Raw genomic sequence first — 14,843 nt, 5'->3', positions numbered from 1 at the left:
GGGGCGCCCGGCCCCCGGCGCGCGCGGCAGGTCCGCCGACCCGCCGCGCTCGCCCGGGTCAGAGGGCATCGACACCGAGGTGCTCGCAGAAGTAGCGGGCCAGCGCCATGCTCAGGTAGGTCCTGTGCAGCCCGCTGAAGTGGTGCGGCTGCTCGTTGACGGGCAGGAAGTCGAAGGGTTTCCCGGCACGGGTGAACGCCTCGGCCGCCTTCATCGCCGCCGAGAACGGCACGTTGATGTCGGACGTGCCGTGGATCAGCAGCAGCTTGCCCTCCAGCCGATCGGCCAGCGCGAGGTTCGACCCGAAGTCGTAACCGTCGAGATTGTCCGCGAGCGGGCCCATGACGCACTCGACCGGTCCTGGACTGCCCTCGCGCAACTCGAAGTTGCCATTGATCGAGACACCGACGTGGAACACGTCCGGCGCGGTGAGCAGCGCCCGGGTGGTGAAGAAGCCGCCGAACGAGCGCCCGTACACCCCCACCCGCGACGCGTCCAGATACGGCCGGCTCGCGGCCAGCTGCCTGATCACGGCCGCGTGGTCGGGGATCTCGTGCCGCCCGAAGTTGCGGTACACGACGTCGTGGAACGCCTTGGACCGTTCCGGCGTGCCGCGGCCGTCGACCATGACCACGGCGAACCCCAGCTCGGCCAGGGCGCGGGACTGGATCCCGTTGGCGTCCAGCAGATGTGTGGGCACGTACGCGCTGTTCGGGCCCGCGTAGATCGAGTCGATGATCGGGTAGGACCGGGCCGGGTCGAAGTCGGACGGCAGGTAGAGCTGCCCGTGCAGCTCCGTCTCGCCGTCGGCGGCGAGGACCGTGAACTCCTCCGGCGCCCGCCAGGTGACCCCGGCGGGCAGCTCGACCCGTGCCCGGGAGAGCCTGCACACCAGCGACCCGTCGGCCCGGCGCAGGTCCGACGCGGGAGGCCGGTCCACGCTGGAGTGCGTGTCGACGAACGCGTCCATGGCCGGGGAGAGCCGCACCCGGTGCGTGCCCGGCTCGTCGGTGAGCCGCTGCAGGTCGGTCCCGTCGAGCCGGACCCGGCACAGGTGGGTGTCGTAGGGCCGCTTGGAATCGACGTGCGCGGTGAAGTACACCCAACCGCCGGCCTCGTCGATGCCGGCCACCCCGGTGACCGGCCACTCGCCCTCGGTCAGCCGGGTCACCTGGCGCCCGGTCATGTCGTGCCGGTACAGGTGCGCCCACCCGTCGCGCTCGGCGAGCCAGAGGAAGCCGGACCTGCTGGGCAGCAGGTGGCATGACATCCCTTTCTCCCAGAACGAGACCCAGGTCGAGGAGCGTTCCTCGTGCACGACCCGCGACGCGCCGGTCTCCGGGTCCGCGGCCATGAGCACGAACGGGTTCCGGTACCGATTGGTCTTCAGGTAGTACAGCTCGCGACCGTCGGTACTCCAGCCCAGCGGGCGCAGGTCCTGTTCGATTTCCGGCCCGCTGTCGATGCGCACGACCTGCCGCGAGACGCGGTGCACGACATGCAGCGAGACGTCCTCCAGTCGGCCCGCGACGTTGCCGGTGGGGATGACCTCCACCTCGCTGTTCGGCTTGAGCCAGTGCATGACGTGCAGCCGGTCCATGCCGGTGGTGTCCACCTTGCGGGCCAGCAACCGCAACCCGTCCGGGGACCAGGCCGCGCCCCTGACGTCCCACCGGTGCCCGTCCACGCCGTCGGCTGTGAGCGGCTCGCCGCGGTCGTCGGCTGCCCAGCGGACGCTCAGGTTCGGCCCGGTCTCGCCGGCGAAGAACCGCCCGCACGGCGAGGGCGCCTCGAACACGTCCGGCCGGCCGATCTTGTAGGCCCGCCGGACCCGCTTGCCGGTCACGACGTCGCCCGGTCCCAGCTCACGGACGGTCGTCCGGCTGCCGTCGCCACAGTCGACGAGGTGGTGCACGCCGCCCTCGGTGAAGCCGACGTGGTCGCCGATCCAGACCGGGTCGACCTCGCCGCCGTGGACGTGGTCGGCGAAGGCCAGCAGGTCCTGGTAGCGCTGCTCCCTGTCCGGGGTGTGGCCCCCGGTGCTGCTCGCGGTCATTTCGCGGCCGCCGGGGTCAGAGCGTTCCAGTCGAGCATGACAACCTCTCCACGGCTGAGGAAGCCCTCCTTGCCGCCGAACTCGGTACGGATGGCGTCGGTGTACTGCACCTGGATCGTCGTGGCGACCGGCAGGTCATCGGCGATGACGCGCTGCGCCTTGGCGTACAGGCTGGTGCGCTCGGCCCGGTCGTTGGATGCGTTGGCTTGCGCGAAGAGCTCGTCGAGGGCCTTGTTGCAGTAGCCCGAGGCGTTGCCGAACACGGCGTTCTGCCCGTTGTCGCAGGTATAGCGGCGGTAGAGGCCGATGGCGGGGTCGGCACCGGCGGCGATGTTGATGATGAACGCGTCGAACTTGTGCTTGGCGTAGACCGCGTCGGTGAAGACCTCGCGCTCGTCGGCCATCACGGTGACGTCCACCCCGATGGAGCGCCAGTTGTCCGCCATGACCTCGGCGGTGCGCTCCGACCCCGGGATACCGGTGTCGAAGCGCAGGGTCATGGGGAACCGCTTGCCCGAGGCGTCCTTGGGGTACCCGGCGGCGTCGAGCGCCGCCCCGGCCTTCACCGGGTCGAAGGGGAACTCCTGCATGTAGTCGACCTCGCCGGAGTTGGCCCAGTGGTCGGCGGGCAGCGCGGCGGTCCCGGCGGGGGAGAGCCCGCCGAACACGGTCTGCGAGATGAACTTCCGGTCGATCGCCGAGAACAGCGCCTTGCGTACCTCCGGCTTGGCGAGCACCGGGTTGCGCATGTTGAACTGCAGTTGCTGCATCGACGTGGAGGCCCGCCCGGTGTCCAGGGTGATGCCGTCGGTGTTCTGGAGCTGGCGCAGCGCCTCGTATGGCAGGTCGAAGGAGTTGATGTAGTCGATGTCACCGTTCTTGAGCGCGAGCGCGCGGGCGTTCGGGTCGGCCGACACCGAGAACACGACCGTGGGGATCGCCGCCTTGCCGTCCCAGTACGCGTCGTTGCGCACGAGCGTGATCTGGTTGCCCTCCCAGGACTGGAACTTGTACGGCCCGGTGCCGACCGGAGCCCGGTTGGCCGGGTTCGACATGAGGTCGGTGCCCTCGTAGACATGCTTGGGCAGGATCGTGATGCTCATCGGGTTGAGCATCGCGAGGAAGGCGCCCGACGGGTTCTTGAGGACGACGTCGACGGTGAGGTCGTCGACGGCCTTCACGGAGTCGATCATGGCTTTGAGCGAGGCCGTCGAGGGGTTGACGCCGAGCCCCTCGGTGAGGCTGTAGACGACGTCGGCCGAGGTGAACGGCTTACCGTCGTGCCAGGTGACCTGCGGGACCAGATGGAAGCGGTAGGTCTTGTCGTCCGGCTGCTCCCAGGACTTCGCGAGCTGCGGTTCGACCTCGTTCTCGCGGTTGACGGTGACCAGGGACTCGGAGATCGCCAGACCGACGAGCCCGACGGTCGCGTCACCGAGGAACATGCGCATGAGGTGTGGCGGTTGCTTGGTGATCGCGACGACGAACACGTCGTCCTGGGCGCTGCTCGTGCCGGCTCCGCCGCATCCGGCCAGAGCCAGGCACAAGACCACCGCGATCATGCGGAGTCGTGCTGACCTCATGAGTTTCTCCTCGCTTCAACAGGATTCGAGTCGGCTATGGCAAGGGGAATGCCTGCCAGGTGGCATCGGGCGGTGTGCGTGCCGTCCAGCACGACCGGCGCGGGATCGTCGTCCACGCACCGGGGCGACTCGGCGATCGGGCACCGGGGGTGGAAGTGACAGCCGGTGGGACGCTCCACGGCGTTGGCGGGCTCGCCGTGCAGCAGTTCGGCGTCTCCGGTGGCGGTGAGGCTCGGGGTGGAGCCGAGCAGCGCCTTCGTGTACGGGTGTGCGGGCCGGGCGAAGACCTCGTCGGCCGTCCCGCTCTCGACGATCCGGCCGAGGTAGACCACGGCGATCCGGTCAGCGATCGCCCGGACCACCGACAGGTCATGCGTGATGAACAGGATCCCGGTGCCGTGCCGGGCCTGGACGTCGTGGAGCAGATCGATGATCTGAACCCGGACCGAGACGTCGAGGGCGGAGGTGGGCTCGTCGGCGACGAGGAAGCGCGGGCGGTGCAGCAGCGCGCGGGCGATCGCGATCCGTTGCTGCTGCCCGCCGCTGAGCTCGTGCGGATGCCGGCCCAGGTAGCGCTCGGGCGGGTCGATGCCCACCTCCGTGAGGGCGGCCTCGACGACGCCGTGGACGAGGTCGCGTTTGACCCCCGCCTGGCGAGCCGCGTACCGGAGGATCCGGCCGACGGTCATCTTCGGGTTCAGCGACGCCGCCGGGTTCTGGAAGATCATCTGTACGGCGCCGCCAAGCCCCGGCCCGGTGGTGGGCGCGCCGCCCAGGCTGACGGTCCCCGACGTCGGGGCCTGCAACCCACAGGCCACCCGCCCGAGCGTGCTCTTCCCGCTGCCGCTCTCGCCGACCAGCGCGGTGATCGTGCCCGGTCGCAAAGTCAGGTCCACCTCGTCGACCGCGGTCACCTGCTGGTGCCGGCGCCCGGACCCGGTGCGGAACAGCACCGACACGCCGTCCAAGTCGAGCCTGTCCTTTGCCGGGTCACGGCCTCGCGGCGTCGGTGAGGGGGTGGTCGTCACAGTTGCTCCCAGTTCCAGCAACGGGACCGGCGTCCGGACCCGGCGTCGATCAGCTCGGGTTCCTGCTCGCAGCTCGCGGTCCGGTGGCCGCACCGCGGACCGAACCGGCACCCGGGTGGGGGGTCTTCCAGCGCGGGGACGGAGCCGGGAATCGCCACGGGGCGGCGCTCCGGTGCGTGGATGTCGAACAGCGCCCCCATGAGCGCCTTCGTGTACGGGTGCCGGGGCGTCCGCAGGATGGCCGCGGTCGGCCCGTCCTCCACGATCCGCCCCGAGTACATGACGGCGACCGAGTCGCAGAACTGGCTGATCGCCGCGAGGTCGTGCGACACCAGGAGGATCCCGACCTCACGGGTGGTCGCGAGCTCCCGCAGCAGCCGCAGTACCTGGGCCTGGATCGTCACGTCGAGGGCGGTGGTGGGCTCGTCGGCGATGATCACGCCGGGGTCCTTCGCCAGCGCGCACGCGATGACCACCCGCTGTTTCATCCCACCGGAGAGCTGGTGCGGGTACCGGCGCGCGAACTCCGCCGTCGTGGGCAGCCCCACCGAGCGGAACAGCTCCTCCACCCGGTTGCCGTGCGGGCCGGCCACCTCCGCGACCTGGTCCCCGATCCGCATGGTGGGGTTGAGGTGCGCGTTCGGGTCCTGGAAGACGTAGGACAGGTCCGTTCGCAGCGTCGCGCGGCGCTCGGCCGGTGACGCGGAGCCGAGCTCATGGCCCAGCACGTGGATGCTGCCCTCGACGCGCGGCCGCAGACCCGGTGCCAGCAGGCCGGCGACGGCGCGGGCGAGCATCGTCTTCCCCGAGCCGGACTCGCCGACGAGGCCGACGACCTCGCCAGGCCCGATGCGCAGGTCGACATCCTGCACCGGGACGACCGGCCGCCCGCCGCGCGGCGAGATCGTCACCCGCAGCCCCCGCACCTCGACGACCGGCGGCGCGGACGCCGTCACAGCGCCGCCGTCCGCTGTGTTCACAGCGACCTCCGTCCCGCGGTGCCGCTGCTGCTGAACGCGTCACCGATGATGTTGAAAGACAGGACCATAAGCACCACGCACAGGCCGGCGGGGATGCTGAACCACCAGGCTTCGCCCAGGTACGGCTGGGCACGCCGGAGCACGGCACCCCAGCTCGCGCTGTTCGGGTCGCCGAGCCCGAGGAAGCTCAGGCTGGACTCCAGCAACATCCCGCGCCCGACGTCGAGGGCGGCCTGCACGCCCGCGGGCGGGAACGCCACCGGGAAGATCTCGACGGAGATGACGCGCCACGCGGGGGTACGCGCCAGCCGCGCGGCGTCGACGAACTCGGCCCCGCGTAGCTGCAGGTACTGGCCGCGGACGATGCGCGCGGCCTGTGGCCAGAGCGCGACGATCACTGCCACCGCCGTCAGCCCGGTCCCGCGCCCGATGACGGCGACGATCACCAGGGCCACGATCATCGCGGGCAGGATCTGGAAGACCTCCGCGACCCGCATCAGCACGGAGTCGACGGTGCCGCCGGCGTAGCCCGCGATGCCGCCCACGACCAGGCCGATGAGCAGTGAGCCGAGCCCGGCGGCGAGCCCGATGGTGAGTGAGACCCGCGCGCCGTGTACCAGCTGGGAGAAGATGTCCTTGCCGAGCTCGTCGGTGCCCAGCAGGTGGGCCGCCGACGGCGACTGAAGGATGTCGGGTGAGACCGCGAACGGGTCGTGCGTCGCGACGATCGGCGCCAGCAACCCGGCCAGGGCGAACAACACGACACAGCCCACCGCGGTCGCGGTCAGAAGAGTGGCGCGAGGCAGCCGCAGCCAGGGCCGTGCGGCCACGGTGGAACGTTCCTGCAGGACGGTCACAGCGACGTCGCCTCCCGGATCCGGGGATCGACGATCCCGTAGACGATGTCGGTGACGACGTTGACCAGCAGGGTCAGCACCGCGACCACGACGACGGTGCCGAGCACGACCGACGTGTCCCGGTTGAGGATCGCCTGGTAGAGAAGGCTGCCCATGCCCGGCCAGCCGAACACGGTCTCGACGAGGATGGACCCGCCGACCAACGTCCCGAACGTGTAGCCGAGAACGGTGACCGTGGGCAGCAACGAGTTCCGTATGACGTGCCGGCGTACGATCGCGCGGTGCGTGAGCCCCTTGGAGACCGCGGTGAGGATGTAGCCCGAGTCGAGCACGCCCTTGGCCGTGGTCCGGGTGATCCGGGCGATCAGCGCGGTCTCCGGGACCGCCACAACGCAGGCCGGGAGGACGAGGTGGGAGGCGACGTCCAGCACGGACGCGAACGTCCCGCCGGGGACGCCGATGGTCGTCATCCCCTGCGTCGGGAACCAGCCGAGGTTGAGCGCGAAGGCCAGCAGTGCCATCTGGGCCAGCCAGAACGCCGGGACGCTGAAGCCGACGAGGGCCAGGACGTTCACGCTGTTGTCGAGCGCGCGCCGCCGGGTGGTCGCGGCGAGGATGCCCGCCGGGATGCCGATCGTGACGGCGATCGCGGTGGCCGTCACGATCAGCAGGACCGTCGCGCCGAGCCGTTCCAGGACGAGCGGGAGCACCGCTTGCCGGTTGGCGAAGGAGTAGCCCAGGTCGCCTTGGAACACGCTGCCGAGGTACTGCAGGTACTGCAGCACAACGGGCTTGTCGAGCCCGAGCGCCGCGCGCCGCTCGGCGAGGTACTCCTCCGAGGCGGGGAAATCGCCGACGCTCGCGCTGACGATGTCACCTGGCGCTAGCTGCAGCAGCACGAAGGTCAGGCTGACGACGCCGAGCAGCAGAGGGACGACGTAGACGACCCGTTTGACGATCGCCATCGGTAATGTGGCGCTGCCCCCGGTCGGGGACGGCCTTTTAGAGGCCCGCACATTGGCCTCCTTCCCTGTCGTTGGTCGACCCGGCGGGTCGTCCGCACGCGGCGGCGGGGGGTTCGTGGTGATGGAGTGGCGTCCGGCGGTTCAGGCCGGATAAGCGGGTGGGAGCCCGAGCTTGTCCCGGAGCGTCCCCTCCCGGTACTGGGTCTTGACGTAGCCGCGCTCCTGCAGGATCGGGACGACCTCGTCGACGAACATCCGCACGCCGTCCGGCTCGTTGGAGGGGAGGATGTTGAATCCGTCGGCGGCGTGGTCGTCGAACCAGTCGGCGAAGTGGTCCACGACGTCGGTGGGCGAGCCGACGATCGCGCCGTGGCCCGCGGTGCTCAGTACGAGCTCCATCAGCCGGCGCACCGTGTAGCCCTCGTCACGGGCCAGCCCGCGCAGCATCGCCGGCCTGCCGCGCTGAGCCTGACTGCCGCCGATCACGTCGAGCCGCTCGGTCGGTACCTTATCGTCCAGGTCCAGCCCGGACAGGTCCACCCCGCCCATCGCATCCGCGGTCTGGATCAATCCGGACGGAACGTCGATGCCGCGGGCCAGCTCGTGGTACATCTCGATCGCCTCGGCGCGGGTCGGCGCCACGTAGACCTTGACCCCGGGCATGATCAGCACGTGCTCCGGGTCACGGCCTGCGGCGACCACCCGGGAGCGGAAGTCGTCGTAGTAGGACCGGGCGATATCCTTGCGGAACGCCACCGTGTAGATGATGTCGGCGTGCCGGGCGCCGAAGTCCTTGCCGACCGGGGAGATCCCGGCCTGGGCGAGCAGCGGTCGGCCCTGCGGGCTTCGCGGGATGTTCAGCGGGCCCTCGACGTCGAAGTACGTGCCGCGGTGGTGCACCGGATGAACCTTCGAACCGTCGGCGAAGACCTGCGCCGCGCGGTCGACCACCAGCGCGTCCGGCTCCCAGCTCGTCCACAGTGCCTCGGCCAGCCGGACGAACTCCTCGGCCCGGTCGTAGGCGGCGTTGTGGGCGAGCACCTCCTTGTTCGTGAAGTTCTTCACCGAGCCAGGGGTGGTCACCATGTTCCAGCCCGCGCGCCCGTCGCTGAGGTGGTCGAGCGTCGCGAACTGGCGGGCCGACACGTACGGGTCACTGAAGGTCGTGTTGAGCGTCCCGACCAGTCCGACGTGCTCGGTGACACCGGCCAGGGCGGCCAGGTGCACGAGCGGCTCCAGCCCGAACATCGCCTTGCGACCCAGCTTCGACGGGCTGATCTCCAGCCCGTCGGCCCGGAAGACCAGGTCGAACCGGCCGCGCTCGGCGAGTGCCGCGAGGTCGCGGCTGTAGGAGAGTCGATGGTATTCCTCCGCCTGACTGCGCGGGCCGAGCCACTCGCAGAAGCCGTCGGACCGGCCCAGGAACAGCCCCAGGCGCATCTCCGTCCCGCGCGGGTTGCGCGTCGCTGTCATGTGTTCCACACCTTTCCCGTCCGCCGCGGCCGGCCTGCCGGTCTGCCCGTGCGGTGCTCCGGCTGTGTCGCGCCGGGCTCGTCCCGGGGCGTACCGCCTGCTCCGGCGGCGTACGGCCTAGTCAACGCGGCTGTTGTGACAGTCGGACGTCGTTGTGTTAGTAGCTGGTTAAAAGGTTCTACCTCTGAACGTCTCACATCCGCGCTCTCCCCTGCCGGGACGTAGCCGCGCCGCCCCACCTCGTGGATCATCCGTGTCCTCCTGGAAACCCGCTCAGAATCCGGCCGATTTACCCTCGCGGCGCCGGCCTGAGCAGCCGTGCAGCGTCCCGTCGGCGCCGGCCCACGACATCTCGAACGAGCCCATGTGCCAGTTGAAGGCCTCCATGGGATCGACCCGGATGCCCAACGCGTGCAGACCATCGATGACGTCGTCGGGAAGGCGGCTCTCCACCCGCAGCACGTAGTCGTCGTCGAGCGGCATCATCAGCGGCGCCGCCTCGGCCTGCTCGGGCGGCATGCCGAAGTCGAGGATGTTCGACAACACCTGCGGGATCGTCGCGTCCACCTTGCCCGGAGTGCCGAGGGCGAGCACCGGCGCGCCGTCCTTGAGCACCAGCGTGTTCCCGATGACGGAGCGTACGTGCCCGCCGCCGGTGAACCAGCCACTGATGTTGTGCGCGGCGTTCAGGCTGGTCCTGCCCTGGCAGCCGGCCATCGGCACTCCGCCGACCACCTCGCCCGGGATCCCGCTGCAGGACATCGTGTTCATCATCTGTAGCCAGTTGCCGTAGGGGTCGACGATGCTGATCTCGCAGCTGTCGGTGTACTCGGGCGCGGTGTAGGGCGCGAGCAGGTGCGCGGGCCCCGCGGTGACCTCGACGTGCCCGCTGAGATTCGTGCGTGGCCGGCTGCCGCGTAGCAGCCGGGCGAGCGTGCGGTGATAGTCCGGGTCCATGAGGATCTCGGTGGGATCCTCGAAGACGCGGGGGTCGTTGAGATGACCAATGTCGATCTTCGCTCGGCGCAGGGCGTGGGCGAGGTAGTAGGCGGACTCGGCCGACTCGGCGAAGTGCCCCAGCCCGACGACGTCCAGCTCTCGCAGGATCCCCAGCACGATGCTGCAGAACGGGGCCTGCATCTGCGGCGGCGACAGCTGCACGATCTCGTGCTCGCCGTGCCGGAACCGGGTGCCCTCGCCCCAGCGAGGTGGGACGGCGGTCATGTGAGCGAGGGTGATGTGCCAGCCCACCTCGTTCGCCCGGGTCACGAAGTCACGGGCCCACCGCCCGGTGAGGAAGTCGTCCGGCCCCTCCTTCGCCAGGCGGTCAAGCGTGTCGGCCAGTTCGGGCTTGGCCCAGCGCTCGCCGACCTGCGGCACCCGCCCACCGGGTGCGAAGTGCCGGCGCCCGGACGGGGTGAAGGAAAAGTACGGGTGCATGTCGGCGGCAACGTAGTGCTCGAAGGAGGAGACGACGTGCCCCTCGCGCGCCGCCGCCGCCGACGGCTCGACCAGCGAGGCCCACGGCCGCGTGGCGAACCGCGTGTAGAGCTCCTTGACGCCCGGCATGAACCCCGGGACGACCGCGAACGGCCCCGGCGGCACGGCGTAGAATCCGCGCCCGACCGGGACCTGCCGGAAGGGCGGCAGGTCCGGCACGATCGTCCCGCAACTGTTCAGCTCGTGCACCCGGCCGGTGGCCGCCTCGTAGAACAGCACCGTGATCGTGCCGGCGTGGTTGGTCATCTCCTGCGAGACCGTCGCCTGGAGCATCGACCCGGCGATCGCGGCGTCGACCGCGTTCCCGCCCTGTCGGAGCACGTCGAGCATCAGGTCCGTGACGGCGACGTTCTGGCTCGACACCATCGCCTGTCGGCCGGTCGCCACGTCCTTCGGCCCGACGACGCCGGGGGGGTAGCTGGTGAACACCGGGGAACCGCCCGTCACTCCGCAAAGGCGGGGACGTCGAAGACACGACGGCGGGGCAGTCTGCCGTGCTCGGCGAGCTGCTCGGTGCGGTTGGTGCTCGCCACCGAGACCTGCCGCGGGGAGTACTCGGCGAGCCAGATGCGCAGCAGGTGCCGCCGCAGCGCCGGGTCCTCGTGGTCCTCGAACCCGGTCCGGCTGTGCCAGACGTGGAAGTTGTTGAGGAACTGGATATCACCGGGCCGAAAGTCCATGTCGAGGCACATCTCCGGGCGCGCCGCGATCTCCTCGACGGTCTCGAGTGCGGCGCGGTGCGCGTCCGAGATCGGCGGCACGTCGGGATAGTGCTTCTGCGTCTCGAGAATGAGCCTGTTCGAGTAGCAGGTGGTCAGCTGGCCCTGGTAGTAGCTGAAGACCCGCGCCCAGTAGTAGGGGTGCTGACCCGCGGGCTCCTCGCCCTTCCAGCTGAAGTAGCTCGGCTCGTCGTAGAGCGTCCGCAGGGCGTCGGGGGCCTCTCGCATGAGCGTGTTGTGCAGGTTGACCGCGCTGATGACGCGGCTGAGCCCGCCGCTCTTCGCCGGACGCACGCAGGCCAGTCCGACGACGTCGGTCGAGTCGTTGTGGTAGGTGAGCGGGACGTTGGACTGGTACGCGCGGACCGTCCGTCCGTAGCTCGCGCCCTCGTTCCGCACGTTGCCCAGCAGGTCGCCCTTGGCGTTCTGGGCGACGGGAATGCCCAGGTGAGTGGAGAGTCCGAAGTACATCTTCTCGACGACGTCGATGGGCAGCCCGGCGATCGGCAGCCCGCGGAGCAGCATGACGCCCAGCCCCTGGCTCAGCTGCAGCGCCACCGCCTTGAGCGTCGGGCCGAGGCCGGCAAGCAGGAAGTTGCGGGGGTTGATCTCGGCCAGATCCAGTCCGAGCTCGGTGACCCGCTCGGTGGCGGCGAGCAGCTCCTTGACATCGCGCTCGGTGAACTCGTAGGTCCACAGCTCGGGCTGGTCCTGGGTGTCTCGGCCTACCCAGGCGGCGGGGATGTCCAGCGGTTCGGCAGGCATGGGCAAACGCATGACAGCACCTTCCTCCGGCCAGTGTCGGCCAGATGTGAAATGTCCGATGGCGAAATGAACGTTACGGTCGGGAAATAAAGTAGTCAAGGCACTTAAGTTTCTAGGTAAATTGATCGTCAGCACTTGACGAGACGGACAGGCCGCGAGGAAAGGATGGAATGTGACGGGTATCGACAGCGAGGAGCTGCTGGGGGTGGCGGCGCTCGTTTCACGGCTGGAGCGCGAGACGCTGGCGGCCCTGGAGCCTCCTCTGACCTCCCGTCAGTACCGGCTGCTCCGGGTGATCGACCAGGGCCAGGTCACGGCGACGACGATCTACGAGCAGGCCACGATCAGCCTCGCGGCGATCTCGCAGAGCATTGACCTGCTCGTGCAGCGCGGGCTGCTGCACCGCACCCGCGATCCTGAGGACGGGCGACGGTTCATCCTCAGCCTCACCGACACCGGCCGGGCCGCGCTCACAAAGGCCGACGCACAGATGACCGAGCTCGCCGTGCGCCTCATCGGCGAGCCGGACGAGCAGCAGATCACCGAGCTGCGGCAGGCGTTACGGGCACTGCGCGAGCGGGTGGTCCCGCTGCTCAGGTCGGCGGAGCCGTCCCGCTGACGGTGCGGAACGGCGCCAGCGCCTCCCTTGTCGCCTCCAGCGCCGCCTTTGGGGCATCCCAGAAGACCATGTGCCCTGCGCCGGGGACGGCGACGACCGCGGCGTCCGGACGGGCCCGGGTGGCCTCGGCCGCCCCGGCGGCCGTGACCACCGGGCTCTCCGCCCCGTACAGCAGCGTCGCCGGGGCGGGGACCGCGGGCCAGACGGCGAAGAAATCCTCCTCCTCGAAGCCGGCGTGGGTGGCGGCGATGGCATCGGCGGAGCAACTCGCCAGCCAACGGGCCCGCAGCTCCTGCTCGCGCCGGGGCCACCGTGGCCAGGACCGGGCGACCTCGTCGGCCGTCGTGCCGAGCCGGGCCTGGGTCAGCTGGTCGAGGAACGCCTCCAGGGTGGTCGGGTACGGTCCGCGGCCCGGCCCGCTCATCGGCGGGTCGACAAGCAGCGTGCCGCGCAACGGGAGCGTCCGGCGCGCCGCGGTGACGGCGGCGATCCGGGCGCCCATCGAGTGCCCGAGCAGCACCGGCCGATCCAGTCCGAGCCCGGCGACGACGGCCTCGACGTCGTCGGCGTACACCTCCGTCGAGGCGGGGCCGTCGTCGGAGAGGCCACGGCCGCGCGGATCCAGGACGAGCGGGTGCACGAGGTCGGTGAGCCGGCGCGCGACGAAGTCCATCCCGACCGCCGGGGTGGTGATCCCAGGCAGCACGAGGACCGGCACGCCGTCTCCGCCGTAGTCGAGGACGTGCAGCCGCAACCGGCCGGACCGGACCCAGCGCCCGGTCGCGGGCATGTCGGCGAGGTCGGCCAGGGCCTGCTGGGACAGTGTTCGTCCGGTCATGCCGTCACCTCCGTAGAGGCGAGCCCGCGCACGTGCGCCAGCACCTCGTCCAGCCCGACGACGTCGGCGTACTTGGCCTGCAGGTCGAACAGGGCCGCATCGTGCGGGCCGGTCGCGCGGTCGCCGACGCACTCGCGCACCACGAGCGTGTCGAACCCGGACTGCACGGCGTCCACCGCGGTCGCGCGCACGCATCCGCTGGTCGTCGCGCCGCAGACGAGCACGGCGTCGCAACCCGCCGCCGTCAGTGTCGCCGCCAGTGTCGTGCCGAAGAACGCGGATGCCCCCTTCTTGACGACGACGTGGTCGGTCGCGGTCACCGGGAGCCGCGGGTCGAGCGAGGCCGCCTCGCCGCCCTCGATCAGCGCGCGCATCCCGGGCGCCTTGCGCAGCCAGGCCACCGCGTCGCCCGCTGCCTCGGCGGGAGAGTAGGCGATCGTCGTGAACACCGTCGGGAGCCGAGCGGCCCGGCCGGCCTCGATGAGCCGCGCGGTCGCCGCGACGACGGTGGAGAGGTCGGCCCCGGTGGGGAAGCGGTCCTCGGTGAAGCCGCGGCTGAGGTCCACGACGACGATCGCGGGCCGATGTCCCCGCGGGACGGCGGCCCCGAACCCGGCGGCCGCGTAGACCTTGTCGACGGCCACCCCGTGCAGGCCGCTCACGCCGCCACCCCGGGCACGTTCCCGCTGAGAAGATGGCCGGCGTCGGGGACATGGGGGGTGAGGCCGAGGGTGGTGAGGATGCGGTGCGTGGTGGCGGTGGCGGCGGACAGAACGGGGATTCCGGTCTCGTTCTCGACGGTCTGGATGGTGGGTAGTGATGGCATCTGCACGCAGGCGGACAGGACGAGGGCGTCGGCCCGGGTGAGGTCGAGCTTCCGGTAGTGGGTCCGGAGGTCGGCGGGGTCGAGTCGGGCGACGGCGAGGTTGTCGGGGACTTCGAGGGAGAGGGAGTCGACGACCTCGATCCCGGCGTCCTCGAGGTAGTCGACGACGGCCTGGGTAAGGGGTTTGAGGTAGGGGGTGAGAATCGCAACCCGTTTCGCGCCGAGCGCGGTGATGCCGGACAGGAGCGCTCCGGCGGAGGAGATGACGGGTGCGGTGGCGCCTTCGGCGCGGAGGGCGGCGGTGATCGCATCCTCGGCGGCGCAGTGGTAGCCGGGGCCCTGCGCCATGATCGCGACGAGGCAGGCGGTGGTGACGATGTCGGGACGGGCGTCGGCCAGTTCGGCCGCGGCTCGTTCGGCCTGCGCGTTCATCGCCCGGAGTTGTTCGGGGGTGACGTGCCGCATACGGGCGCGGGCGGCGTGGAAGACGAACCGGTCGGCGGGGTCGACCTGTTCGCGGGCGCGAAGCATGGCGGGCAGCTCGGTTTCCATGGTGAGGTTCGAGCTGGGCACGATCATCCCGATGTGATGGGTACGGACCGGCGCCCCGATGCTTGTCGATGTGGTCGTCATG

The 14,843-nt window shown here is 70.4% G+C and carries 13 protein-coding genes; 1 reads left to right on the top strand and 12 read right to left on the bottom strand.

Features of this window, described 5'->3' with window-relative positions:
• Positions 1 to 58: 58 nt before the first annotated feature.
• From AB0J58_RS13350 to AB0J58_RS13310, 9 genes are all read right to left on the bottom strand, one after another.
• Positions 59 to 2,056, bottom strand: a complete 1,998-nt coding sequence (locus tag AB0J58_RS13350; protein WP_364214426.1) for a DPP IV N-terminal domain-containing protein — start codon at positions 2,054 to 2,056, stop codon at positions 59 to 61.
• Positions 2,053 to 3,639 (bottom strand): ABC transporter substrate-binding protein, encoded by a 1,587-nt coding sequence (locus AB0J58_RS13345; RefSeq protein WP_364214423.1) that lies wholly within the window; start codon positions 3,637 to 3,639, stop codon positions 2,053 to 2,055. Before AB0J58_RS13345 ends, AB0J58_RS13350 begins: the two co-directional genes overlap by 4 nt.
• A complete protein-coding gene (locus tag AB0J58_RS13340; protein ID WP_364214420.1) occupies positions 3,636 to 4,667 on the bottom strand; it encodes an ABC transporter ATP-binding protein in 1,032 nt (343 codons plus the stop codon). Before AB0J58_RS13340 ends, AB0J58_RS13345 begins: the two co-directional genes overlap by 4 nt.
• Positions 4,664 to 5,647, bottom strand: coding sequence for an ABC transporter ATP-binding protein (locus AB0J58_RS13335; RefSeq protein ID WP_364214417.1), 984 nt, complete (start codon positions 5,645 to 5,647; stop codon positions 4,664 to 4,666). The genes AB0J58_RS13340 and AB0J58_RS13335 overlap by 4 nt, the downstream gene beginning before the upstream one ends.
• A complete protein-coding gene (locus tag AB0J58_RS13330; RefSeq protein WP_364214414.1) occupies positions 5,644 to 6,504 on the bottom strand; it encodes an ABC transporter permease in 861 nt (286 codons plus the stop codon). The genes AB0J58_RS13335 and AB0J58_RS13330 overlap by 4 nt, the downstream gene beginning before the upstream one ends.
• Positions 6,501 to 7,469, bottom strand: a complete 969-nt coding sequence (locus tag AB0J58_RS13325) for an ABC transporter permease (RefSeq protein ID WP_364214411.1) — start codon at positions 7,467 to 7,469, stop codon at positions 6,501 to 6,503. The genes AB0J58_RS13330 and AB0J58_RS13325 overlap by 4 nt, the downstream gene beginning before the upstream one ends.
• A 141-nt stretch (positions 7,470 to 7,610) precedes the next feature.
• Positions 7,611 to 8,942, bottom strand: a complete 1,332-nt coding sequence (locus tag AB0J58_RS13320; protein ID WP_364214408.1) for an NtaA/DmoA family FMN-dependent monooxygenase — start codon at positions 8,940 to 8,942, stop codon at positions 7,611 to 7,613.
• A 273-nt stretch (positions 8,943 to 9,215) separates the two neighbouring features.
• A complete protein-coding gene (locus AB0J58_RS13315; RefSeq protein WP_364214405.1) occupies positions 9,216 to 10,871 on the bottom strand; it encodes a gamma-glutamyltransferase in 1,656 nt (551 codons plus the stop codon).
• 14 nt (positions 10,872 to 10,885) lie between these two features.
• Positions 10,886 to 11,938, bottom strand: a complete 1,053-nt coding sequence (locus AB0J58_RS13310; RefSeq protein WP_364214402.1) for a TauD/TfdA family dioxygenase — start codon at positions 11,936 to 11,938, stop codon at positions 10,886 to 10,888.
• Between the two features lie 160 nt (positions 11,939 to 12,098).
• On the opposite strand from AB0J58_RS13310, the gene AB0J58_RS13305 reads away from it, so the two are divergent.
• Entirely contained in the window at positions 12,099 to 12,545 is a 447-nt protein-coding gene (locus tag AB0J58_RS13305; protein ID WP_364214399.1) for a MarR family transcriptional regulator, read from the top strand.
• Here the strand turns inward: AB0J58_RS13305 and AB0J58_RS13300 are convergent.
• From AB0J58_RS13300 to AB0J58_RS13290, 3 genes are read right to left on the bottom strand one after another with little or no spacing between them, the layout of a single operon-like run.
• Positions 12,520 to 13,383 carry an alpha/beta hydrolase gene (locus tag AB0J58_RS13300; RefSeq protein ID WP_364214396.1) on the bottom strand — a complete coding sequence of 288 codons (864 nt, stop codon included), beginning with the start codon at positions 13,381 to 13,383 and terminating at the stop codon, positions 12,520 to 12,522. The genes AB0J58_RS13305 and AB0J58_RS13300 overlap by 26 nt on opposite strands.
• Positions 13,380 to 14,045, bottom strand: a complete 666-nt coding sequence (locus tag AB0J58_RS13295) for an isochorismatase family protein (RefSeq protein ID WP_364214393.1) — start codon at positions 14,043 to 14,045, stop codon at positions 13,380 to 13,382. Before AB0J58_RS13295 ends, AB0J58_RS13300 begins: the two co-directional genes overlap by 4 nt.
• A complete protein-coding gene (locus tag AB0J58_RS13290; protein ID WP_364214390.1) occupies positions 14,042 to 14,842 on the bottom strand; it encodes an Asp/Glu racemase in 801 nt (266 codons plus the stop codon). Before AB0J58_RS13290 ends, AB0J58_RS13295 begins: the two co-directional genes overlap by 4 nt.
• Position 14,843 lies beyond the last annotated feature (1 nt).

Source organism: Streptosporangium sp. NPDC049644 (genome assembly GCF_040675205.1).
Lineage (GTDB): Bacteria > Actinomycetota > Actinomycetes > Streptosporangiales > Streptosporangiaceae > Streptosporangium > Streptosporangium fukuiense.
The sequence above is the reverse complement of the archived record's forward strand: the minus strand, read 5'-3'. Positions and strand labels throughout refer to the sequence as shown.

Bases quoted from the DNA above. Each gene is read 5' to 3' on its own strand.
- AB0J58_RS13310 (WP_364214402.1), bottom strand. From the start codon at position 11,938: ATGCGTTTGCCCATGCCTGCCGAACCGCTGGACATCCCCGCCGCCTGG.
- AB0J58_RS13320 (WP_364214408.1), bottom strand. From the start codon at position 8,942: ATGACAGCGACGCGCAACCCGCGCGGGACGGAGATGCGCCTGGGGCTG.
- AB0J58_RS13325 (WP_364214411.1), bottom strand. From the start codon at position 7,469: ATGGCGATCGTCAAACGGGTCGTCTACGTCGTCCCTCTGCTGCTCGGC.
- AB0J58_RS13300 (WP_364214396.1), bottom strand. From the start codon at position 13,383: ATGACCGGACGAACACTGTCCCAGCAGGCCCTGGCCGACCTCGCCGAC.
- AB0J58_RS13290 (WP_364214390.1), bottom strand. From the start codon at position 14,842: ATGACGACCACATCGACAAGCATCGGGGCGCCGGTCCGTACCCATCAC.
- AB0J58_RS13345 (WP_364214423.1), bottom strand. From the start codon at position 3,639: ATGAGGTCAGCACGACTCCGCATGATCGCGGTGGTCTTGTGCCTGGCT.
- AB0J58_RS13350 (WP_364214426.1), bottom strand. From the start codon at position 2,056: ATGACCGCGAGCAGCACCGGGGGCCACACCCCGGACAGGGAGCAGCGC.